The organism is Halalkalibacterium halodurans, assembly GCF_004376175.1.
GTDB classification, from domain to species: domain Bacteria; phylum Bacillota; class Bacilli; order Bacillales; family Bacillaceae_D; genus Halalkalibacterium; species Halalkalibacterium halodurans.
Window position 1 is genome coordinate 20,631 of record NZ_SNUY01000004.1, and the last position, 21,158, is coordinate 41,788.

Genomic DNA, 21,158 nt, shown 5'->3' on the forward strand with positions numbered 1-21,158 from the left:
TAATTAATCTCTCATGTTAATGTTTCTATTATTGGACACGAATGTAATTGCTTTTCATCTGGACATCGTTGTTTTAAGTCGTCTAACATAGTTTCAATTCGTTTTAAATCCTCTATTTGTTTTTGCACTTCCTTTTGTTTTTTAGAAACAAATTCGAACATATCTTGACAACGAACTTCATCTTTATCTACAACACCAAGTAATTTATAAATCTCGCTTAAAGAAAAACCAAGTTCCTGTATTCGTTTAATAAACCCAACACGCTTAACGTCATCATATGAATATATCCGATAACCAGCTTCCGTTCGGTGAGGTTCTTGTAATAAATTTTTTCGCTCGTAATATCTGATCGTTTCTTTATTAACTCCACATTTATCTGCAAACTCACTAATGCGATAAATCATCTTATTTCACCCCATGAATATTATAAACCGTGTACCATAGTACACGGTCAAGTGAATTGGACTATTTTATTTTTTTCCCAAAGTATCACTCGTATGTGATTGATACTTTTATATAATACTATTGATTATCCTAACATCCCACCAGAAAATCCGATTTAAACACCAGTTGTTTTTAAACTATTAAGAAAGTAATTCCACTATATATTCCGAAGACCCTAAAAAACTAAAGGTGTGAGGTGACGATTTAGTGAAACCAATGCTTTTACAGACGACGACCGATTTACCGACAGGCGATAACTGGCGCTATGAAGTGAAGTACGATGGGTTTCGTACGATCCTCTTTTGGACAAAGGAGACGATTCGCCTTGAGAGCAGAAATGAACGACTTTTGACCGATCAGTTTCCTGAAATACACGATTTTTGCCAACGAATTTCCAATAAAGTGGAAGCCTGGCTCCCTATAACGATTGATGGTGAGCTTGTCCATCTTGTTAGCCCGTACCGAGCCCACTTTGCCCCGATTCAGACGCGATCGTTTATGCGTAAGCACGAAACGATTGCAGCTAGTAGCATTAAGACACCTGCTACTTTATTGGCGTTTGACATCCTTGAACTAAAAGGAAAAACGCTTGTAGACTTACCGTATGATGAACGAAAAAAACAACTTAAGGCCCTCCTAAAGGCGATCGATGTTCCGTTAGAACCAACGATCCAATCGAATGCGTGCTTGCAAATGATCCCAGCACAAACCGATGGTCAAGCCCTTTGGCAAGCCGTAGAGCTCCATCACGGGGAAGGAGTCGTCGCTAAGGATAGGTTCTCCGATTGGACAGAAGGAAAACGCACAAATCGCTGGTTAAAAAAGAAGAATTTTCGACAGGTGACCGTTTTTTTAACGGCCTATGATCCTGTGAACGGCTATTTTCATTTTGCTGTCTATCGGGATGGAACTAGCCTAGAGGTTGGAAATGTCACCCACGGTTTTGAGGATCACGAACGAGAAACACTCATTGCTTTTATGAAACAAAATGGAATGAAAAAAGGGAAAAGATATGTCCTTGAACCGTCCGTTTGCTTTGATGTAGATTGCATCGATTTTGATGGGAAACATTTGCGCGAACCGATGTTCCATCGATTCAGACTCGATGTCAAACCTGCACAATGCACGTGGAAATCGCTGCAAAGACAGCTAGCCCCGCTGCCTCCACAAGTTGAGATAACTCATCCAGATAAGCCGCTTTGGCCGAGACAAATGATTCAAAAGATCGATTATCTTTACTATTTGCAGGAGGTTGCGCCTGCGATGTTACCTTTTTTAAAAGATCGACCATTGACCGTCATCCGTTACCCTCACGGTGTACGAAGCAACACAGAGCGCGAGGCATTCTATCAAAAGAACTGCCCCGATTATGCCCCGTCGTTTGTTAAAACGGTTCGTTTAGACGAAATCCGTTATATTGTATGCAATGATATTCAAACATTAGTTTGGCTCGGAAACCAGCTTGCACTTGAATTTCATATCCCTTATCACCCCGTTCCTTACACAAAGCCGAGTGAGATTGTTTTTGACTTAGACCCACCATCAATTAGTCAGTTTTCACTTGCTGTTAAGGCGGCTCAACTAATGAAAAACATGTTCGATGCCCTTAAATTACAATCATTTGTGAAAACATCGGGAGGAAAAGGGTTACAGCTCTACTTGCCACTCCCAGACAACACGTTCACCTATGACGATACTCGATTATTTTCGAAAACGGTTTGCGAGTTGCTTTGCAGCCAATTCCCTGAAGATTTCACGACCGAACGATTAAAAAAACACCGAGGACAGCGGCTCTATTTAGATTACTTACAGCACGATGAAGGAAAAACGATCGTCGCCCCCTTTTCTCCCCGAGGCAATGAAGGAGGATTTATCGCGACCCCTTTACGTTGGGAAGAAGTGACTAACACCTTATCTCCCGATCAATTTCCGATGAAAGCTGTCCTAGAGCGGTACCGAAACGGCATTCAGCCTTTTGCAACCTTTGCCGAGGCAAAGAAAACTCAGCCTTTTGCCGACGTTTTAAAAAAATTCAAACGTTAATCGCTCGCAAAATGTTTCATCATGCGAGCGATTATTAAGTTTACATAATGAAATTATGGTTTATTAATTTTAACAGGAACATTCGTTCTACATCTTTTGCTGTATGATGTCCAAGACGAATTTCGTAAGCAGCCTCGTTCTTGCTGACGATGAGCGAAAGAAAAAAACTTAATACACTAGCATTGTAACGATGAGTTCACAGCTCACAGTCCTTACAATGAAAGGTGGATAAACGATGAATGATACAAAAGTAGTGATGATAACTGGAGCATCAAAAGGGCTAGGAAAAGCATTAGCGCTCACATTTGCGAGAAACCATTGGTCCTTAGCCTTGTGTGCAAGAAATGAGCAGGCGCTAGAAGCTGTTAAACAAGAGGCGTTAGAATCCGGAGCTGAATCGGTTCTCGCCATCCAAGCAGATGGTGCAGTAGAAAAGGATATGGATCGATTCGTCTCTTTAACGGAATCAACGTTCGGACACATTGACGTACTCATTGTCAATGCCTCCATTTTCGGCCCTGGGCCGGCATGGCTTCTCGATTATGATCTCTCTTCATTCCAAGACGTTTTGCTGACGAATGTCCTCCATTCGTTTATGATTACGAAACGTGTGCTACCAGGCATGCTTCAACGAAAGAAAGGAACCATTTTACATGTCACATCAGAGGCAGGAAAAACAGGCTTTGCCGAATGGGGGGCTTACGGGATTAGCAAATTTGCGCTGGAAGGCTTAGCTGAGACATGGGCTAATGAGCTAACGGAGACGGATATTGCTCTTAGCTGGATCGACCCTGGTGAAATGGATACAGACATGCACGCCATCGCTGTTCCTGATTGCGATTACCCTCTTGCAAAACCAGAAGATGTAGCAAATGTATTTTTCGCGATTGCTAGCCGAAAGCGAGAGGAAGTTCACGGCAAACGTTTTGAGGCGCAGGCATTGATGACAAAAGGAGGGGTAAGCTTATGAATCACGCACCGACGTTCTCCATCCCTGATCATCTAAACGCAAGTGAACCGATTGAACGGCAAGGGAAACAGCGAAGTGATGTGAGAATGCTCGTTCTCGATCGAGACTCTCACCGAACATTCCATGAGCCTTTTACGGCAATTGCGAACTATTTACAACAGGGGGATATCCTCGTCTTAAATCGAAGCCGTTCGATCCCTTCCCGATTAATCGGGTCGCTACACGGGGAAACCATTGAGCTCCGGCTGTCCCATGAACGGAGGGACGGCCTATGGGATGGATTAATTCTTAGTTCTAGTGAGCTACACGCCGGTGATAGGATCTTTTTATCTTCAAGTCTTTCGGCCACACTTATAGAGAAAGATGAACATACCCCATTATGGAGGGTGGCGTTTAGTAAAAGAGGCGCTCAACTACTTGAATATGTTTATCGTTATGGAGAGCCGATCGGCTACGAGTATATTAAGAGCTCCCTTTCGATCCAAGACTATCAAACCGTCTACAGCTCCGCTCCTGGTTCTGTGGAAATGTGCTCTGCGGGAAGACCGTTTACGTGGCAGCTGCTAGCGCGCTTAAAACAAAAAGGTGTCCGCATCGCCTTTTTAGAGCTTCATACTGGGTTAAGTTATTATGAAAACGACGTGTGGCCAGATCCTGCACACCATCCTGAACATTACCATATCCCGAAGGAAACAATCGAGGAGCTAAAGAAAGGAAAACGTATAATTGCCGTCGGAACAACGGTCGTCCGAGCATTAGAAACATACGCCCAAACAAATCGTTCACAAGGAACAACGACGCTATCCATTGATGCTGGCTATGAACTGCAGTTAGCAACTGGCCTATTGACAGGATTTCATGAGCCTCAGGCTAGCCACCTTCATATGCTAGCAGCCTTCGTCCAAGAACAAGAGCTATTTCGCGTGTACGAACAGGCGATCAGGCAAGGCTATCAATGGCATGAATTTGTGGACGTGAACTTCATTCTCCCGCTAGGAGATATGTGATGAACTGGGATCATGTCGGAATGGAAACAAGTCGCCTTGATGAGACACTGAAGTTTTATGAAACGTTCTTCAAGTTCGAAGAAGAACAAGCGATTACATTTCAAGAGGAGAACATCCTCTTCATCCGCCGAGGAGTCATCCGACTCGAATTAATTGAAAATCAGCAAGCCTCTCCCCCTTCTCAACAGCTTCATATATGCTGGCGAGTCCCTTCATTGAAAAAGGAAATGATTCGGCTTCAGAAGCTCGGCCTTTTACCAGTTGAGGGTCCCTTCGCCTTCGACCTGTTTAAAACGGTTTTCTACAAAGGCCCTAACAATGAAATCATTGGACTGATTCAAAGGTGACACTCTGTCTCACCTTTGAATCAGGTTAAAACCGATCATACTCAGAGATTCCATACTTTATCGCAAAAAGGGCTGCCTGCGTCCGATCATGAACATCCAACTTCCAAAAAATATTTAATACATGGGTTTTCACCGTCTTTTCAGAAATGTGCAACTCGCTCGCAATTTCTTTGTTACTTTGCCCTTTGGCCAATTCTCGTAATACGTCTTTTTCTCGATTCGTTAAGTCTCTTAACCGCTTCTCTTCCTCAGACTCGTCCCCGTTCATCCTCGTCAGCACATGCTTGGTCACTTTCGGGTGTAAACGGCTCTCTCCTGAGCAAACGGCACGAATCGTTTCTGCAAGCATTTCCGGGTCTACTTCCTTCAATTGATAACCATTTGCCCCTGCTTGCAGTGCAGGAATCACCGACTCTCTTTCTGCACTACTTGATAAAACGACAACATGTACAGTTGGCCATTTTTGTTTAATTTTCTTCGTCGCTTCTATCCCATTTATTCCTGGCATGATGACGTCCATTAATACAATGTCAGGTTGGACTTTTTCAACTAAGGTAAGGGCTGCCTCACCATCTTCAGCTTCCCCTACAATGGTAAAATCGTGATAGGTTTCTAAAAAGTAGATCAACCCTTTGCGAACGACATGATGATCATCCACTACTGCAATCCGAATACTCATCCTTGCTCCTCCTCATCAAACGGGACATGAATGGAAATAACCGTTCCCTCACCCGGTTGAGAGCGAACATGTATCATTCCCCCTATTTGCTTCGCCCTCTCTTTCATATGTTTCATTCCGAATCCTTCTGCATTGGTTTCCTTTATTCCACAGCCATCATCCTGAATTGAAATAATCCCCGTCCCTCGATTCTTGTACATGTGTACGACAACGTTCGAAGGATTGGCATGCTTTTTACAGTTGTTTAACGCCTCTTGAACAATCGGAAATAGCGCAGCCTCTTTTGCCTTTGACCACCGGATTACTTCACAGCTTGAGAAAGAAACCGGCAGTTGAATTTGACCTGCATACGTTTCAATTGCGAAAATCAACCCTTTTTCAAGCCCGAGTGGTCGCAATTGCCAAATGAGATGACGCATCTCCACCATTGCTTCGGAAGAAAGCTGTTGAATCATCGCAAGCGGTTTTTTTAAAGTATCGTCCTTCGTCCGTTGCTCCCCTCCTTTAGCTGTTAGCCCGATCGAAAAAAGGAGTTGGTTAACCGAATCATGTAAATCTTGGGCGAGCCGTTGCCGCTCTTGGGAGATTAATACGTCCGTTGCCACCTCTTGTAATCGCTCTCTTTCGATGAATAATGCAAGATGATTCGCAATTCGCTCAATCAATTTTGCTTCTATCTTTGAAAATGATGGCGCGTATACCGTTAGACAAATCTTTGTATCACCCATCTGCTCATTAGTGGTTCGTGCTTTTTCATCGCTTTTCCCATAAAAGATCGTAGCCCCATTTGTTAGCGTAAGTGATAGTCCAGACCACGAGAAGTAATCGAGAAGGGATTGGGAGGTCTCCCTTTCAATTCCCTTTCTTCTACTTTTATTTACGTAGGTAACCCATTGATTAAAATTTTCAAACAGATTCGCCCGGAGCTTTTCTTCTTCTAACAATTGAATCCGATGAACTGCCGCTCCCATTTGATAAGCAATCACTTCAAGAATCTCTAATTCTTCTTCTTGAAAATGAAATTTTTCAGAGGCCGCTACGTTCATCAAACCGTATGTTCGATCCCCAGCACGAATCGGGATCGTCGCATGGTGAGTAATTTGCGCGGTCGATCCCCAGTTGTTGAGCTTAGCCCGTTCAAGACGACGACACTCTAAAATATTGACCGCCCCTTGTAGCTTGCCATGGTGTAAACGATCGACACACCAACAGCTTCCTTCGCACATGGGCCGAAACTGATCGTGAACGAGTCCTTCCGGTAAGTTTGAATGGGCCACTAAATGTTGCTTCTCTCCTTCCACCATAAAGATCCAGCCAGTGTCAAGCCTCGTTAATTCTAACGTTTTCTCAAGCACACGCTGGAACATTCTTTGGAGATTTTCACCTTCGTGTAAGGTTTTCGAAAGTTCTTTTAAGATGTGAATCGATCTCATCCTCTGTCTCCATTTCAGCTTTTACATTCATTGTAAAAGGACACTCCCCCAGTTGTAAACTTTCTGGCCCATAAACGTCTTCACCTTTTTCCTATGTTCCCCATACCATACAGTAGCTTTGAATTGGAGGAAGGCGTTTATGAAACGATTCTGTTTACAAGGCATTGTCCTATTAACAGCGTTTTTATTAGCCATTTCTAGCTTTGTCCTTTTTGTCGTCCGAGATGATTATGAAACGGGACAACTTATTCATAACGAAAAACCTAGTTGTTCGAAAAACGTGTTTATTTACCATACGGAAAAACAGGTGGAAATTACCAATGAAGAAAACGACGACCAAAAGGAGAATGGCAACGGTGAAGAAGACGGAGTGCAGGAAGAGGAGCCTAGTGGAGAAAATGAAAATGGCGAGGAGAAGGAAGGGCAACGAGATGGTGACGACTTGCCCGAAATCGTATGGGGTGTTGATTCGGTGAATGTAACTGATTCCTCATTTCTTGATTGTGTCACGACAAACTTTGGCTCCCCTACCATTTGGGGGCGCTATTTAGGCGATAAAGAAGATGTATCATACGGACTGACTCCAGAAGAAATTGAGCTGTTACATGATCATGACATTTCGATTCTCATTATTTACAACCAATTTATCGATGCGACTGGATATGAAACAGGAGTAAACGAAGCGGAAGGAGCGCTAGCGTTTGCTGAGGAGCTAGGCATACCTGAAGGGGTTGCTATTTTTGCAAACGTTGAGCCTGAATACCCTGTTGATGGTGCCTTTTTAGCTGGTTGGTACGATACGTTAACGGAAGCGAACTACCCGCCTGCTTTATACGGATTGTTTGACGACGATAGCAATGTTACGATTGCACTCGAAGAAGCAAGAGAAGAAAACGAGACGATATTCGAAGAATTAATTTTATGGTCGAATCAACCACAAGTCGGTATTACGTCAGAAGAAAATGCTCCTGATTCCTTCGACGTGAACGCTCCAGATGGCAGCCGCCCTCTCGGTTGGCAATACGGGCTTGAAGCGGATACGTGCAACATTGATACGAACCTATTTGTTGGAGAAATGCTAAATTATACGTGGGGAAGCGCTGAATAACACGGTTAAAACCCCATGAAACGTATGATTTCATGGGGTTTGCTCTGCCTATGCAGCTTTGCGAATTCGAGCATATAGATACGTTAAGACAAGCGGTAAAATGAAGGCGATCACCATGCCGATAAAGAACACTCCCCAGAAGCCTGCCTGAATTGAGAAAATTCCAGGAAGCCCTCCTACACCAATTGAGTTCGCTAAAACGCCATTAACCGTAATGAACGCACCCCCAATGGCAGCACTAATAATCGCGCAAACAAATGGGAACTTATAGCGAATGTTCACTCCAAACATGGCCGGCTCCGTAATGCCTAAATAGGCGGATACCGCGGATGAGAGGGACAGTCCCTTGAGCTTCTCGTCACGGGTTGCAAACATCATGGCGAGAGCTGCGGACCCTTGTGCAATATTTGAAAGAACTAAAATCGGCCAGAGGAAGGTTCCACCGATCGTACCGATTAACTGTAAGTCAACCGCAAGGAACGTATGATGCATCCCAGTGACTACGAGGGGAGCATAAATGAGTCCATATAAGAAGCCGCCGACGAGGGGAACAGCTGCAAAGATCGATGTGAATACGTTTGTAATCCCATTCCCAATCGTAAAGGTGATTGGCCCAATCGCAGCAAAAGCAATAAATCCTGTAATAAGTAAGGCAACAGGTGCAACAACAAGCAATTGAATGGAATCAGGTACACGTTTACGCAAGAAGATTTCAATTTTTGCTAAGATCCAAGCCGAGAATAAAATCGGCAACACTTGGCCTTGATAACCAACTTGTTCAATCGTTAAGCCAAACAAATTCCATGTGGGAATCTCCCCTTCTAACTGTGCTTGCCCGTACCCCCATGCGTTTAAAAGATCAGGGTGGACGAGCATGAGCCCGAGGACAATCCCTAGCAATTCACTCCCGCCAAACCGTTTGACGGCAGACCAACCGATCAGACCAGGCAAGAAGACGAAGGCGGTGTTCGCGATTAAATTAATAATGCCAGCAAAATCTGCCCATTGGGGATGAATGTCAATGACAGAGGCACCGTCATAAAAAATCCCTTCCGCCGTTAAAATATTGTTTATCCCCATAAGTAAACCAGCAGTTACAATGGCCGGTAATATCGGGATAAAAATATCAGCAAGCGTTTTCACAGCACGTTGAAAAACATTCGTATTTTTCGCTGCCGCATCTTTAACATCTTCTTTCGTTGCTTCGCCGATGCCAGTTTCAGCCACGAGTTCCTTATACACTTTATCCACGGTCCCTTGACCGATGATCACTTGAAACTGACCGTTCGTGGAGAATGATCCCTTTACAATGTCAAGGCTTTCAAGTTTTTCTTGATCAACTTTCCCCTCATCGCGAAGGACAAAACGAAGCCTTGTAACACAATGAGTAGCTGTCTGAATATTGTCCGCACCGCCAATGGCTTCGACAATTGCGTTCACTTCTTTTTTATATTGAGCCATGGTGTTCTCCTCCTGTTATCGTTTTCATGTTGCGTTTTCTTATTAAAATTTGTATATACAAGTTCAACTGCTACTTGTATTTTATCTTGTATATACAAGTTAGTCAATCCTTTTATGTCTGCTTCCTGTTATTTTCTACTTCTTCTCTCATTCTATAATCGAGACCTTCCCTTTGTACGAATGATTTCTGTTACGTTAAACAAAAAAGGCATACACGGATGATAGAGATGAATCTCTACCGTTTCAGAATCGCGGAAATTTTTAACGATAAAGCTTTACCGAAATTTAAGTTGTTTATAAACAAAAAAGGTTAACCAGTGTTAAACCGGTCAACCTTATCCATCACTTGATAAATCTTATTACTTCAGCTACTCGCTCGGAACCAGCGAATCAGTTGCTCCTTTTCTAATTCGGTAAACTGATAGTTAGGAGAATCACAGCCCTCTTCGTATAAAACAACTTGAAGTACGTCGCCACTTTCACTAAGGATGAGAAGGGCTTCTGGATCGATGATGTCTTCCGGCATCGCATCACATTGAAAAGAAACAACTACGTGCGTCCAGTGCTGAATCTCGTACGTGCGGACAATCGCAAAGTTTGTTAAAGTTGCTTCTGTATAGCGTTCAAAATTTAAATCAATCATTGTTAAACTCCTTTATGGCAAAAATCCTTCCTGGCTCAGTTTAACACGACTTTCGTCAAAATGGGCACAGAACTGCCGATGAACTTTTTCAAGCGCCGCTTCTTCATACCAAGTTTCATAACCGAGCTCAGTCAGTCTCTCCGGCATCCTGAGAGCTCGCGAACGCTTCCCATTAGCCCCGTCACCAAGCTCAAACGTATCGATACACACTTGGTCAGCAATCGAAACGTAGGATTCAGCAAAACGATCACTTGATGGAAGGATTGGCGCGACTGTTAACTGAGTCGGTATCCCCGCTTGATATAGAGCATGGAGCGCTCGCTTTCTCCCTTGGATTGGTGGTGCTTTCGGCGCAAATGCTTTCCGAACCGACTCTAAATCAGTTTCAATGGTCAGGCTCACGCGAACGCGCTTACCAAGCTGCTGCAGAATGTCTACATCTCTTGTTACAAGCGGACTACGTGTTTGAACAAACAAAAAGTCCGGCGGATTGTCTGCCATTACTTCTAACAACGAACGGGTTACCTTTTCCTCCACTTCAACTGGCTGATATGGATCTGTGCTAGAAGACATGAAGAGATGGACTCGCCCTCTTTTCTTTGCTCGTACTAGCTCATTCGAAAAGGTTTCTTTTACCCCTTGTTTTATATCAACCCAGTCCCCCCACTCACCTTTATGGAAAAGAGCGACCGGCATTTTTCTTACGTAACAATAGGAGCACGCGAACGTACAACCAACGTACGGATTTAACGAATAATCATAGCCTTGTAAAAAGCCAGATGTTTTCGTTAACCACGCTTTAGGTGTTCGGTAGGATCGATCCATCGAATTCCTCCTCTATCCCCCATGTCAGGATCTTTTCCTATCATATCGTGTGAAGGCAAAGGCAGTAAAGAACAGATTAAGGTCCTGTTTGCTTTCACGAGCAAAAAAAGAACCCGGCATGTCGGGTTATGTTGCAATCGTTTCATTTTTCGTCGTTCCGCGTATGATCAGCTCTGGGGTATAGAGCACTTTCTCATTTGTTAGCGCTTTTGTTTCAATCGCTTCAAGCAGAAGATCGACAACCTTTCTCCCCATATCGGCCACGGGCTGAGCGACTGTCGTCAATGCAGGCACCGTCGTTGTTGCGAGAATGGTATTATCGAAGCCAATGACAGATAGATCTTCAGGAATCCGAATGCCTAACTCTTTTGCACCATGAATAACACCGATCGCGATCAAATCGTTACAAGCAAATATCGCGGAAGGGAGCAGACCTTTTTCATGCATTGTCAAAAGACAGAATTTCCCGTTTTCTGTAGAGGCGGTCGTTTTGTAAATTTGCTCTTCAACAAACGGGATGCCGTGGGAAGCATGTGCTTCCTTGTATCCATAAATCCGCAACCGACTGCTACTCACGTGTTCAGCAATGATCGCAATCCGCTCATGCCCAGAAGTGATAAGATACGATGTCGCTTCAAACCCACCCTTATAATCATCAACTGAGATAGAGGGGACCCCAAGTCCACCATCATCCTGGGTTAACATGACGATCGGCGTTCCCTGTTCCTTTAGTCGTTTTAATCCTTCCCGATCATGAAAGCTCGACGCGATAATAAAGCCGTCCACCCGTTTTTGCTGCAACAGTTCAAGATATTTTTTTTCTTTTTGTTCATTTTCGTCCGTGCTGCAAATAATCACACTTAGGCCTGCTTCATGGGCGCGATCTTCAATCGTTCGTGCCATTTCTGAGAAGAACGGGTTAGAAATATCCGGAACGAGCAAGCCGATCGTTTTTGTCGCTTTCCCAGTCAAGGCAGTGGCCATCAAGTTTGGTCGATAGTTCAGACGCTCCATCGCTTGTTTAACTTTCAACCGCGTTGCTGGCCGCATATTCCCCGTATGATTGATCACTTTAGAGACAGTTGCGATCGATACCCCGGCTTCTTTCGCTACGTCATATATCGTTGGTTTCATTATATTGCCTCTTTTCTGACTCTGTTGCTTATTCCCATTCTACCATAGAGGCACACCACTTTTGCACGGAGAACACTTCTTTCATCGACACTTCCTATTAAGCTAGGATGACTTCTTGAACATTGATTAATGTTTTTGTTGTAAACGATTGTTTGCATGCGTAACCAAGCTTCGTAGACTCCACACCATCCTTTACGGTCACATCCGGCTTCCGTCCTTCAAGAATACAGCGAATGAACTCCTCGGCTTCCGCTCGGTATGCTTGCTCGAAACGCTCAATAAAACCTTGAACACATTCATGAATCACCCCGTGCTCATTCATCACGATCGCTTGATTCCGCTCGGGAATGGAACCAATTCGAATCGTCCCTTTCGTTCCGATGATTTCGGTTTCAATATGGTACCCATGGGCACAGTTTCGACCAGCTACAAACAAACCGATCGCCTGATTGTCAAAGCGAACCATTGCTGCCCCAGTTTCAGCATCGCCAAGCTCAGCAAATTCAGGCCTTGAATAACTTCCACCGATCGCCCACGCTTCAGACGCCTCAGCCCCTAAATACCAGCGAGCTAGGTCAAAATCGTGGATCGACATATCTAAAAACAAACCACCGCTGTCATTCGCTTTTGCGAAAGCAAGAAAACCGTCAATTTGGCTTGCCGGATCAAGTCCGTAGCATCTGATCATCACTGGCTCTCCTATCTCTCCACGGTTGATTTTTTCTTTTGCTGCTTGATACGATGGATCATAACGGCGCATGAAGCCAAGCATAAACACTTGGTCTTCGTGGCGATTGACCGCGTTCTCCACTTCCCTAACTTCAGCCAAATGAAGGCCTAAAGGTTTTTCGCAAAAAACGTGGAAGCCTTTTTCGAGCCCTTTCTTGATTTGTTCACAGTGAAAACCTGACGGTGAGGCAATGAAAATGGCATCTAATTCTTCGTTTGCTAGCATCTCCTCGTAGCTCGTATAACCGTAAGGCACGCCCCACCGTTCCCTTGCTTGTTTTACCTCGGCTTCAACGACGCTACATACAGCAGTGAGCTCGCAACGAGGAATGCGAAATGCTAGATTGTCCCCATGCTGCTGCCCGAGCCGTCCGAGTCCGACCAAGCCTACCTTGACACTTTTCAACTCTCCTAGCCCCTTTCTCACTCCGATTTAGCGTGTTCCTCCAATACTTCTACATCCTTCACAGCAACTGGACGATTTTCTAACCAAGACTGCTTTGCCGCCAAGGCGAGCAATTCTGCTTTGTATCCATCTTCTCCTGTGCAGCGCAACGGCTGATCCTCTAAAATCGCTGTTGCAAACTCAGCTACCTCGTCTTTATACGCTTGCTCGTAACGATCAAGGAAGAAGTGCTTTGGCAAATCGAGTGTCACTGTATCTTTTGTGCTAATTTGTACATTTGTTTTACGCTCATTATCCGCAGATACAGAGCCGAGGGAACCGAACACTTCGACGCGTTGATCGTAGCCATAGGCCGCTTGTCGACTATTATCGATGACCGCAATCGCACCATTTTCTAACATTAGCGTAATGATCGCTGTGTCCACATCCCCGACTTCTCCGATCCGAGAGTCCACAAGATTAGCCGCTTTGACGGATACTTCTGTCACCTCGCTCCCTGATAAGTAACGAACCATATCAAAATCATGGATCGTCATATCCATAAACATTCCACCTGATCGTTCCACATAAGAAAGGGGCGGAGCTTCTGGATCACGAGAGCTAACACGTATAATGTGCGGCGCACCGATCGCTCCTGCTTGCACGCACTCTTGCACACGGCGAAAGTGTTTGTCATAGCGACGGTTAAACCCTACTTGAAACTTCACTCCTGCCTCGTTCACGATATTTAAGGCACCCTTCGTTTCCGTTACATGAAAACTGATTGGCTTCTCGCAAAAAATATGTTTGCCCGCTAAAGCAGCGGCCTTGATGAAAGCGGCATGGGTATCTGTTGACGAGCAAATAAAAATCGCATCAATGTCCCGATTGGAAAAAAGCTCGTCAGGGTTCGTCGTCATTATCTCGACAGAACGCTCAATCTCCGTCCCTTTTAAATGATCCAACTGTACATCTGATACCGCTTTCAACTCCATGTAAGGTGACGAGATAATATTCCTTGCATGAAGCTGTCCAATTCGCCCTGCGCCAATTAATCCAATGTTTACTGTTTTCATGTTTGTTCCCCTCTTTTCGTTAACCTGATTTTTGATTGAATGTGATTTAATGGGACTCTTCCACCACGGATACGGTCTGTTTTCTTCCAGAACAAGACGACCCCTCCCATGAATGCAAGAGTTACGATAAAGAAAATGAATTGATAGATCGTGTAACCACCGGAAGACTCCGCCACACCAAGAGGTGAAAAGAACGTGTACACACCGAGCATGGTTAGTAAAATGAATGCTGAAAAAGGCTTCGCATACTTCCACGGCGTTAGATCGACTTTATTGGCAGTCGGAAGGACAAACGGCGTTTCCCGCGGCTTCAGACGACCGACGATCAACATGACGAGTACATTGATCGGGAATAGTACACTTAAGACATATAAAAAGTTGACTTCGCCTAAGACAACTTTTGATCCGGCGTATAAAACGACATGAACGGCAACTAACACTTTTGGTGCCGATGCCGGGACATATTTACTGAAAAAGCCGACAATCACCATCGCGATGATAGGCAAGCTATAAAAGCCATTCATCTCCTGTAAAAAGTAATACAGGCCTTGAGGTGCATAAAGAATAAAGGGTGCAATTACGACAGCGGTAATGGCTAAACATGCCGCAAAAATTCGTCCGGCCTTGACGAGCTCAGGTTCTTTCGCATTTGGTTTAAAGATCGGCTTATATATATCCAGTGTAAACAACGTAATCGAGCTGTTTAACACATTATTAAACGAACTTAAAATCGCTCCGAATAACACTGCGGCTAAAAATCCTGAAAGAGCAACCGGCATAACGTCGATGACAAGGCTCGGATACGCCATATCTGCATTCGCTAGCACATCCCCATAGAGAAGATAGGCAATAATCCCTGGCAACACGAGAAAGGCGGCGCCGAAAATTTTAAACATACCTGCAAACAGGACACCTTTTTGACCTTCTGCTAAATTTTTCGCTGCAAGTGTCCGTTGAATAATCGATTGGTTCGTGCACCAATAGAACAAATTGTTAAATAGAAGCCCTGTTAGGAGAACCGCCCAAGGAACGGATGCCTGATCATTCCCAATAGCATTAAGTTTCGTCGGATTCGCGCTTACCAGTTCACCTACACCACTGGCAAAATCGCCCCGTCCAAGGACAAATAAGGCTAGAATGGGAATAAGTAACCCTCCGATAATCAACCCAATTCCGTTAATCGTATCACTCATGGCGCACGCTTTAAGTCCACCTAAAATAACATAGCCGCAACTAATGATACCAATCGCAATCGAAATGCATAGCACAATCATAAAGGGGCTTATATCCATAACGCTTGATAAAGAAAAAATGCTATCGATCACTAGAGCACCGGAATAGAGAACTGTCGGAAGGAAAACGGTTGCATAACCGAGTAGAAACAAAACGGAAACGATTTGCCGTGTCCGCAAATCAAAACGCTGTTCCAAAAAGTCAGGGATGGTCGTAATGCCAAGCTTTAAGTAGCGCGGCAAAAAGACAAATGCCATTAAGATTAAGGCAATGGGTGCTGTTACTTCCCATGCCATGACGACCATGGATTCCCCAAATGCCTAGCCGTTTAACCCTACTACTTGCTCAGTTGATAGATTTGTTAAAATAAGGGAGCTAGCGATGACGATTCCTGTCAGGCTGCGCCCACCAAGAAAATACCCGTCGGAGCTCGATAGATCAGTGCCTCTTGTTTTATACCAAGAAAACCACATAACAAAAATAGAATACGTTAAAAAGGATGCAAGAATGATCCAAATCAAGCCGTTCACTCCTTTAGAGGCATAAGTTAAGCGCTTAACTAATTTGTAAAAAAATAAACAGAATACTATAATTCTATTTAATTCCTTCTAAGGGAAAAAGATAAAGTAAGCGCTTTCCTTATGCTGAGTATAATATAGGCTTGATTGGAAATCAATCTTTTTTTTGATTGATTTGAAAATTCATTTAAGAACGATCGCCGTTAATGGCGATCGCTCTCGATTCTTTTCAGTTTAAAAACGTACGATTGGAAATCCCCTGATTGCTCATCCTCTCTTAAAGCACTGGCCCCCGAAAATTCATTCGGCAATTGCAGACCAGAATGCATCAGCTCATCTCCGCCATACGTTCCAGTCATGCCGTCAATTTGATATAAGCCACATTCCTGTAAGCCGGTAAGCTTCAGCTGACGAAACCCAGTATTCACCTTTGCTAGTGTTTGGTAATAGCCGACGAGCGCTTCTGATTGATCCTCTGACACGACGATCCAACTCGTCACATTTCCATCCCCTACAAATGGACTACGTAACCGATAAAACGTACCAAACATGATCAGCTCACGGTGTTCTTTATAAAAAGCGATTTGCTTTTTCATGTTTTCTTTTTCTTCGTCTGTCAATTGGGTCACGTCCAATTCGTAGCCAAACGCTCCGAAGAAAGCGACGTTGCCGCGAGTCTCAAGGCTTGTTACTCGACGTACCTGATGGTTAGGAACTGCCGATACGTGTGCACCGATTGAGCTCAACGGATAAACCATTGATGTACCGTATTGAATTTTCAATCGTTCAATCGCATCGGTGTCATCGCTCGTCCATGTTTGCGGAGCATAGTAAAGCATACCAGGGTCAAAGCGGCATCCACCGCTCGCACATGATTCAAATAAAACGTCAGGAAATTCCGAAATGAGCCGCTCGTATAAGTCGTAGACACCAAGAATATATCGGTGGGCAATCTCTTGCTGCCGCTCTTTCGGCCACGCAGGTGAACCGATCTCTGTTAAATGACGATTCATGTCCCATTTGATATAGGAAATCGGTGCTTTTCTTAGAAGCTCCGCCATCATCTCATAAATAGCATCCACCACTTCAGCCCTTGAAAAATCTAGGACATATTGGTTGCGACCATGGGACTGGCTACGGCCTTCCACATGGATGATCCAATCTGGATGTTTCTTAAAAAGTTCACTCTCTTTATTGACCATTTCCGGCTCAAACCATAGCCCGAAAGCTAGACCGAGCGCTTCTATTTTTTCAGCTAATCCTTCAATGCCATTCGGAAGCTTTTCGGAATTTACGAACCAGTCTCCTAACGATGTCGTATCATCGTTTCTTGTTCCGAACCAGCCGTCGTCAAGAACAAACAGCTCTACCCCAAGCTTTTTTCCTTCCTTCGCAAACTCGACTAGAGAGTCCTCTGTGAAATCGAAATAGGTGGCTTCCCAGCTATTTAATAGAATCGGTCTTGGCCGATCTCTCCAATTCCCGCGGACGAGACGAGACCGGTATAAAGAATGGTAGAGCTGACTCAAATGATTTAATCCCTGATCGGTATAGACCATAACGACTTCTGGCGTTTGGAACGACTCTCCAGCTTCAAGAAGCCATTGAAAATCGAAAGGATGGATTCCCATCTGAACTCTTGAAACATCATATTGGTCCACTTCCACTTGAGCTAAAAAGTTCCCACTATAAACGAGACTAAACCCATAAACCTCACCATGGAATTCTGTTGTTTGTGGTCTTTTTAAAGCTATAAATGGGTTTTGCTGACTACTGCTCGCCCCTCGCGTGCTTGAAATTTGATGAATCCCTGGAACGAGAGCACGCTCCTTCACATATCGCTCTCTTGACCACGATCCTGAAAGTTGAAGCATTTGAAAATCGGCATCAGGAAGATCAACCGACATGCTTAGAGCGCGCATGAGCTGAACCGGCGACGAATGATGGTTAATGAACCGCGCATGCCGTGTAATCACGTTTGTTTCTGCAAATACGGTATAGGTCAACACAAGCTCAACATCAATGAGTGAATCATAGAGGAACACCTCAAGCGTTGCGGCTTCCTCTTCCGATTCGACGTACGTGGCCGGAAGTCCCTTCAATGGTTTCTTTCCGCTGGAGATCACATGGTTTTTATACTCAAAGTTCGTAATTCGGCTCCCATTTTCCTGAAGAATTTGGAAGGCGGGCTCACGATAATCGGTTGTGCCATATGAAGGAAATTCCTGCTTAATCAAATCGAGGGAAAACTCTAAGTTTCCTTCAAACACACATGAACTTGTCGCCCGTCGTTGAAATCGAAGTAAATGGGTAAAAGAATCCCGGTGTTCAATCTTTTTCCCGTAATACAGGTGCCCGAGTTGCTGATTGTCCAAAACCGTAAAAATATAGCTGCTTCCTTTTGTTTGTAAATGAAACTCCTTTGTTTGTTCTGTATAAAAAATAGGCATGGGCTCCCCCTCCACAAACTAAGTCTAGTCTCTTTAACGTTTATCCTTTTACCGAACCAGATGATAAGCCGGCAATAAAATATTTTTGTAAGAAAAGAAACAAAATCGTCATTGGCAACATTGCCATGAAGGCCGCCGCAGCGACGAGGTTCAAATTGCTTTGGTTTTCTCCAAAAAAGCTCGCTAAAGCAACGGTCAGCGTATGAACATCTTTGCTTTGCAAAAAGAAAATCGCAAACTGATAATCGTTCCAAATAAACACGCACGAAATAATGAGCACTGAAGCTGTGACAGGCTTAAGCAACGGAAAGACGATTCGGAAAAAAATACTAATGGTGTTACACCCGTCAATTTTCGCTGCTTCTTCAAGCTCTTTCGGGATTGTTGAACGAATGAACCCTGCGTAAAGAAAGATCGTTAGCGGTAAAAATGCAGCTAAATTGTTTAAAATCGCAATCGTTCTCGTATTCAGCATCCCTAAATTCACGACCATTTGGTAAAGCGGAACAAGGGCGGTTAACGGGGGAACGACCATAATTGCGACAAAAAAGAGCAAAACGAATCGATTTAATTTCGTCTCACGTCTCGCTAAAGGATAGGCTGCCATCGACCCAAACAAAATGAGGAGCACCGCTGCACCAGCCGTAATCAACCCAGTATTAATAAACGCATTTCCTAGGTTGGCACGCTCCCAAGCTGTCGCGAAATTTTCAAGCGTAAAATAGTCCGGTAATGCCCAGCGTGAGCTAAAATCTCCCCGTTCCTTTAGCGCCATCGTGTTAGAGTAAAATATTAGTGGGCAGAAAAAAGGAATTAGAGGAAAAATGTGTAAGCTTGTTGGTGAAGGGGGAAGTGGATTTCTTCCCCCTTCACCAACAAGACACCAAGCGGAAGCGCGGTAGATATAAGCATTTTACATGAAAAAAAGGACCTCTTTTTGTATAGTTGATAACATCTAAACCACCAACATACAAAGAAAGGGTCCTCACTATGAAAGATACCATATCTGAGATCACAATGAAAGCCTTAGAACAACTTACCTTCCGTGCATTACAGGAAAGTTTTACTCAAGTAATGACCGAGATATTAGTAAAGCTGGATGAAGAAATCGCTGAAAAAAGAGATAAAAAACGCTTCCGTTTTCACGATAAGAAAAAGTTAAGCTTTGAATCTGTTTTTGGTCGAATTGAATTAAAGCGCGCTTATTATAAAGACCGTGAAAAAGGGCAGTATGTTTACCTTCTCGATCAATATTTGGATTTTGACGGCTCAAAAGGGATGAGCCCTGTAATACAGGATGTGGCTATGGAGCTCGCTGTCACAGGCGTGTCCTACCGGCAGGCAGGAAAGGCTTTAGAAAAGCTGTTAGGGTATCAGGTAATCAGCCACGAAGGTATCCGCCAACAAGTCTTGAATACAGACATCCTTCCAAAGGAGCCGGAAACTGTAGAGCGGGAAGTCCTGTTTGTGGAAGTGGATGGGCTATACACAAAAAGCCAGGAGAAAAACAGGAAAGGCAGAGAGGTTAAAATCGCCAGTATCCATCAGGGGTGGGAAGTCAACGGAAAGCGAACCAGGCTGAAGAAAAAGCGCCACTTTATCCACAAAGGAAAAGGTCCTTTCTGGGAAGCTTTTGAGGATTTCCTGGTGACGAATTATGAGTACGATCCCACAAAGCACCACCTAGTCATTAATGGCGATGGGGCGCCCTGGATTACAGCGTGCCGCGATTACTTCCAGCACAATGCGACCTTTGTGATTGACCGGTTCCATATCGCCCGCGATGTGCAAAGAATCTTCCGGGATCACCCGCGTTACCGTTCGATTCGAAAGAAACTGGCAGCCTATGACACAGATGGATTTATGGTGGAGGTAAACAGTGCGGTCGGCACGATTGAGCAGGAAAAGAAAGAGCAGCGTCTGGAAGAGTTAATCGCCCAGTTATCCCAGTATCCGGAGGCACTGGGGGATTACCGGGAGAAGCTGAAGAAGAAAGGCATTGAGACAGAAGGATTTCGCCCAATGGGCAGTGCGGAAGGTATGATGAGTGTGTTTGCCAAAAGGCTAAAAAATGGCCGAAGCTGGAGTGCTAAAGGGCTTGATAAGTTTATCGACTTGATGGTTGCATTGAAAGACCGCCTGGAAGTGAAAACCTTAAAGGGCTCCTTAAATCAGAGCCTCGAACTGGAAGAAGAAAAGAGAACGAAAAAGGATACCAAACCTCCAAAACACTTTGTAGAAAAGCTTAAAAGCAGTGCCGCAGAGGCAACGCGCAATAACATGGCTTACTTGCAAAACGCTATTGGAAAGCCGATTACAAACGCATTAAAAGGATTGAGAGGATTTTAAAAAGGCTGATTTACGGAGCAAAAGAAAAGCAAAAAGTAAAGAAAGCGCTATCATTTTCAAACATGTTTGAAAATGAAAACGGAGCGTAGTGGGACGGAATCAGGGAGACTCCTGCGGAAAAACGGGCCAGACGAGACCCCGCAAGGTGCTTTTCCTGAGGAGGCTCGGCGGTTCGTCCGCGGAAAGGTATGAGTAAAATGTTTGTGGGAGAAGAAACAACCTGCTCAACCAGGTAATGGAAGTTCATTACCTGGTTGAGCAGGCCACCAAGCGAAAGCGCGGTAGGGTTTAAGCAAAATGCATGAAAAAAGGGTCTCTCCTTGG

Annotated in this window: 18 protein-coding genes and 1 pseudogene; 6 read left to right on the forward strand and 13 right to left on the reverse strand. The window is 44.3% G+C overall.

Translation table 11 applies throughout. The features are described from left to right. Nucleotides 1–11: 11 nt before the first annotated feature. Nucleotides 12–404 carry an Hg(II)-responsive transcriptional regulator gene (gene merR, locus E2L07_RS02155; protein WP_001863748.1) on the reverse strand — a complete coding sequence of 131 codons (393 nt, stop codon included), beginning with the start codon at nucleotides 402–404 and terminating at the stop codon, nucleotides 12–14. A gap of 256 nt (nucleotides 405–660) precedes the next feature. On the opposite strand from merR, the gene E2L07_RS02160 reads away from it, so the two are divergent. The 4 genes from E2L07_RS02160 to E2L07_RS02175 all read left to right on the forward strand — a co-directional run bounded on the left by E2L07_RS02160 (nucleotide 661) and on the right by E2L07_RS02175 (nucleotide 4,811). Then, nucleotides 661–2,487: a DNA ligase D gene (locus E2L07_RS02160; protein WP_243854888.1), complete on the forward strand. Its 1,827-nt coding sequence runs from the start codon at nucleotides 661–663 to the stop codon at nucleotides 2,485–2,487. 235 nt (nucleotides 2,488–2,722) lie between these two features. Further along, entirely contained in the window at nucleotides 2,723–3,457 is a 735-nt protein-coding gene (locus E2L07_RS02165) for an SDR family NAD(P)-dependent oxidoreductase (RefSeq protein ID WP_134228717.1), read from the forward strand. Beyond that, entirely contained in the window at nucleotides 3,454–4,464 is a 1,011-nt protein-coding gene (locus tag E2L07_RS02170) for an S-adenosylmethionine:tRNA ribosyltransferase-isomerase (RefSeq protein WP_134228718.1), read from the forward strand. Before E2L07_RS02165 ends, E2L07_RS02170 begins: the two co-directional genes overlap by 4 nt. Further along, complete coding sequence (locus E2L07_RS02175) at nucleotides 4,464–4,811, forward strand: VOC family protein (RefSeq protein WP_134228719.1); 348 nt, start codon at nucleotides 4,464–4,466, stop codon at nucleotides 4,809–4,811. The genes E2L07_RS02170 and E2L07_RS02175 overlap by 1 nt, the downstream gene beginning before the upstream one ends. A gap of 25 nt (nucleotides 4,812–4,836) precedes the next feature. Here E2L07_RS02175 and E2L07_RS02180 read toward each other — a convergent pair whose 3' ends face one another. Continuing rightward, nucleotides 4,837–5,490 (reverse strand): response regulator, encoded by a 654-nt coding sequence (locus E2L07_RS02180; RefSeq protein WP_134228720.1) that lies wholly within the window; start codon nucleotides 5,488–5,490, stop codon nucleotides 4,837–4,839. Further along, on the reverse strand, nucleotides 5,487–6,923 hold the full coding sequence (locus E2L07_RS02185; RefSeq protein WP_134228721.1) for a GAF domain-containing sensor histidine kinase: 1,437 nt from the start codon (nucleotides 6,921–6,923) through the stop codon (nucleotides 5,487–5,489). Before E2L07_RS02185 ends, E2L07_RS02180 begins: the two co-directional genes overlap by 4 nt. A 139-nt stretch (nucleotides 6,924–7,062) precedes the next feature. Here E2L07_RS02185 and E2L07_RS02190 point away from each other — a divergent pair, with 139 nt between their 5' ends. Further along, nucleotides 7,063–8,031, forward strand: a complete 969-nt coding sequence (locus E2L07_RS02190) for a glycoside hydrolase domain-containing protein (RefSeq protein ID WP_134228722.1) — start codon at nucleotides 7,063–7,065, stop codon at nucleotides 8,029–8,031. Between the two features lie 48 nt (nucleotides 8,032–8,079). Here the strand turns inward: E2L07_RS02190 and treP are convergent, their stop codons facing one another. The 9 genes and pseudogenes from treP to E2L07_RS02235 all read right to left on the reverse strand — a co-directional run bounded on the left by treP (nucleotide 8,080) and on the right by E2L07_RS02235 (nucleotide 19,311). Continuing rightward, entirely contained in the window at nucleotides 8,080–9,492 is a 1,413-nt protein-coding gene (treP, locus tag E2L07_RS02195; protein ID WP_010898372.1) for a PTS system trehalose-specific EIIBC component, read from the reverse strand. 364 nt (nucleotides 9,493–9,856) lie between these two features. Then, entirely contained in the window at nucleotides 9,857–10,135 is a 279-nt protein-coding gene (locus E2L07_RS02200; protein WP_010898373.1) for a hypothetical protein, read from the reverse strand. A gap of 12 nt (nucleotides 10,136–10,147) precedes the next feature. Beyond that, nucleotides 10,148–10,960 (reverse strand): SPL family radical SAM protein, encoded by an 813-nt coding sequence (locus E2L07_RS02205; RefSeq protein ID WP_134228723.1) that lies wholly within the window; start codon nucleotides 10,958–10,960, stop codon nucleotides 10,148–10,150. Between the two features lie 126 nt (nucleotides 10,961–11,086). Then, nucleotides 11,087–12,094 (reverse strand): LacI family DNA-binding transcriptional regulator, encoded by a 1,008-nt coding sequence (locus E2L07_RS02210; RefSeq protein ID WP_134228724.1) that lies wholly within the window; start codon nucleotides 12,092–12,094, stop codon nucleotides 11,087–11,089. Nucleotides 12,095–12,191: 97 nt separating this feature from the next. After that, nucleotides 12,192–13,229, reverse strand: coding sequence for a Gfo/Idh/MocA family oxidoreductase (locus E2L07_RS02215; protein WP_134228725.1), 1,038 nt, complete (start codon nucleotides 13,227–13,229; stop codon nucleotides 12,192–12,194). A gap of 17 nt (nucleotides 13,230–13,246) precedes the next feature. Further along, entirely contained in the window at nucleotides 13,247–14,284 is a 1,038-nt protein-coding gene (gene iolG / locus E2L07_RS02220; RefSeq protein ID WP_134228726.1) for an inositol 2-dehydrogenase, read from the reverse strand. 170 nt (nucleotides 14,285–14,454) lie between these two features. Continuing rightward, nucleotides 14,455–16,038 (reverse strand): annotated as a pseudogene (locus E2L07_RS02225) (solute:sodium symporter family transporter); the annotation flags it as partial. 200 nt (nucleotides 16,039–16,238) lie between these two features. Beyond that, nucleotides 16,239–18,485, reverse strand: a complete 2,247-nt coding sequence (locus E2L07_RS02230; protein WP_134228727.1) for an alpha-galactosidase — start codon at nucleotides 18,483–18,485, stop codon at nucleotides 16,239–16,241. A 40-nt stretch (nucleotides 18,486–18,525) separates the two neighbouring features. Then, nucleotides 18,526–19,311, reverse strand: coding sequence for a carbohydrate ABC transporter permease (locus tag E2L07_RS02235; protein ID WP_420897782.1), 786 nt, complete (start codon nucleotides 19,309–19,311; stop codon nucleotides 18,526–18,528). 164 nt (nucleotides 19,312–19,475) lie between these two features. Here E2L07_RS02235 and E2L07_RS02240 point away from each other — a divergent pair, with 164 nt between their 5' ends. Next, nucleotides 19,476–20,834: an ISLre2 family transposase gene (locus E2L07_RS02240; RefSeq protein WP_134228729.1), complete on the forward strand. Its 1,359-nt coding sequence runs from the start codon at nucleotides 19,476–19,478 to the stop codon at nucleotides 20,832–20,834. A 10-nt stretch (nucleotides 20,835–20,844) separates the two neighbouring features. On the opposite strand, the gene E2L07_RS21015 is transcribed toward E2L07_RS02240, so the two are convergent. Beyond that, nucleotides 20,845–21,158, reverse strand: a 314-nt coding sequence (locus tag E2L07_RS21015; RefSeq protein WP_208401963.1) for a hypothetical protein, incomplete at its 5' end; no start/stop codon positions are given.

What these genes read in the sequence shown, in the direction of transcription:
- E2L07_RS02230 (WP_134228727.1), bottom strand. Translation starts at nt 18,485, where the DNA reads ATGCCTATTTTTTATACAGAACAAACAAAGGAGTTTCATTTACAAACA.
- E2L07_RS02200 (WP_010898373.1), bottom strand. Translation starts at nt 10,135, where the DNA reads ATGATTGATTTAAATTTTGAACGCTATACAGAAGCAACTTTAACAAAC.
- E2L07_RS02180 (WP_134228720.1), bottom strand. Translation starts at nt 5,490, where the DNA reads ATGAGTATTCGGATTGCAGTAGTGGATGATCATCATGTCGTTCGCAAA.
- E2L07_RS02185 (WP_134228721.1), bottom strand. Translation starts at nt 6,923, where the DNA reads ATGAGATCGATTCACATCTTAAAAGAACTTTCGAAAACCTTACACGAA.
- merR (WP_001863748.1), bottom strand. Translation starts at nt 404, where the DNA reads ATGATTTATCGCATTAGTGAGTTTGCAGATAAATGTGGAGTTAATAAA.
- E2L07_RS02165 (WP_134228717.1), top strand. Translation starts at nt 2,723, where the DNA reads ATGAATGATACAAAAGTAGTGATGATAACTGGAGCATCAAAAGGGCTA.
- treP (WP_010898372.1), bottom strand. Translation starts at nt 9,492, where the DNA reads ATGGCTCAATATAAAAAAGAAGTGAACGCAATTGTCGAAGCCATTGGC.
- E2L07_RS02190 (WP_134228722.1), top strand. Translation starts at nt 7,063, where the DNA reads ATGAAACGATTCTGTTTACAAGGCATTGTCCTATTAACAGCGTTTTTA.
- iolG (WP_134228726.1), bottom strand. Translation starts at nt 14,284, where the DNA reads ATGAAAACAGTAAACATTGGATTAATTGGCGCAGGGCGAATTGGACAG.
- E2L07_RS02160 (WP_243854888.1), top strand. Translation starts at nt 661, where the DNA reads ATGCTTTTACAGACGACGACCGATTTACCGACAGGCGATAACTGGCGC.
- E2L07_RS02170 (WP_134228718.1), top strand. Translation starts at nt 3,454, where the DNA reads ATGAATCACGCACCGACGTTCTCCATCCCTGATCATCTAAACGCAAGT.
- E2L07_RS02175 (WP_134228719.1), top strand. Translation starts at nt 4,464, where the DNA reads ATGAACTGGGATCATGTCGGAATGGAAACAAGTCGCCTTGATGAGACA.
- E2L07_RS02210 (WP_134228724.1), bottom strand. Translation starts at nt 12,094, where the DNA reads ATGAAACCAACGATATATGACGTAGCGAAAGAAGCCGGGGTATCGATC.
- E2L07_RS02205 (WP_134228723.1), bottom strand. Translation starts at nt 10,960, where the DNA reads ATGGATCGATCCTACCGAACACCTAAAGCGTGGTTAACGAAAACATCT.
- E2L07_RS02240 (WP_134228729.1), top strand. Translation starts at nt 19,476, where the DNA reads ATGAAAGATACCATATCTGAGATCACAATGAAAGCCTTAGAACAACTT.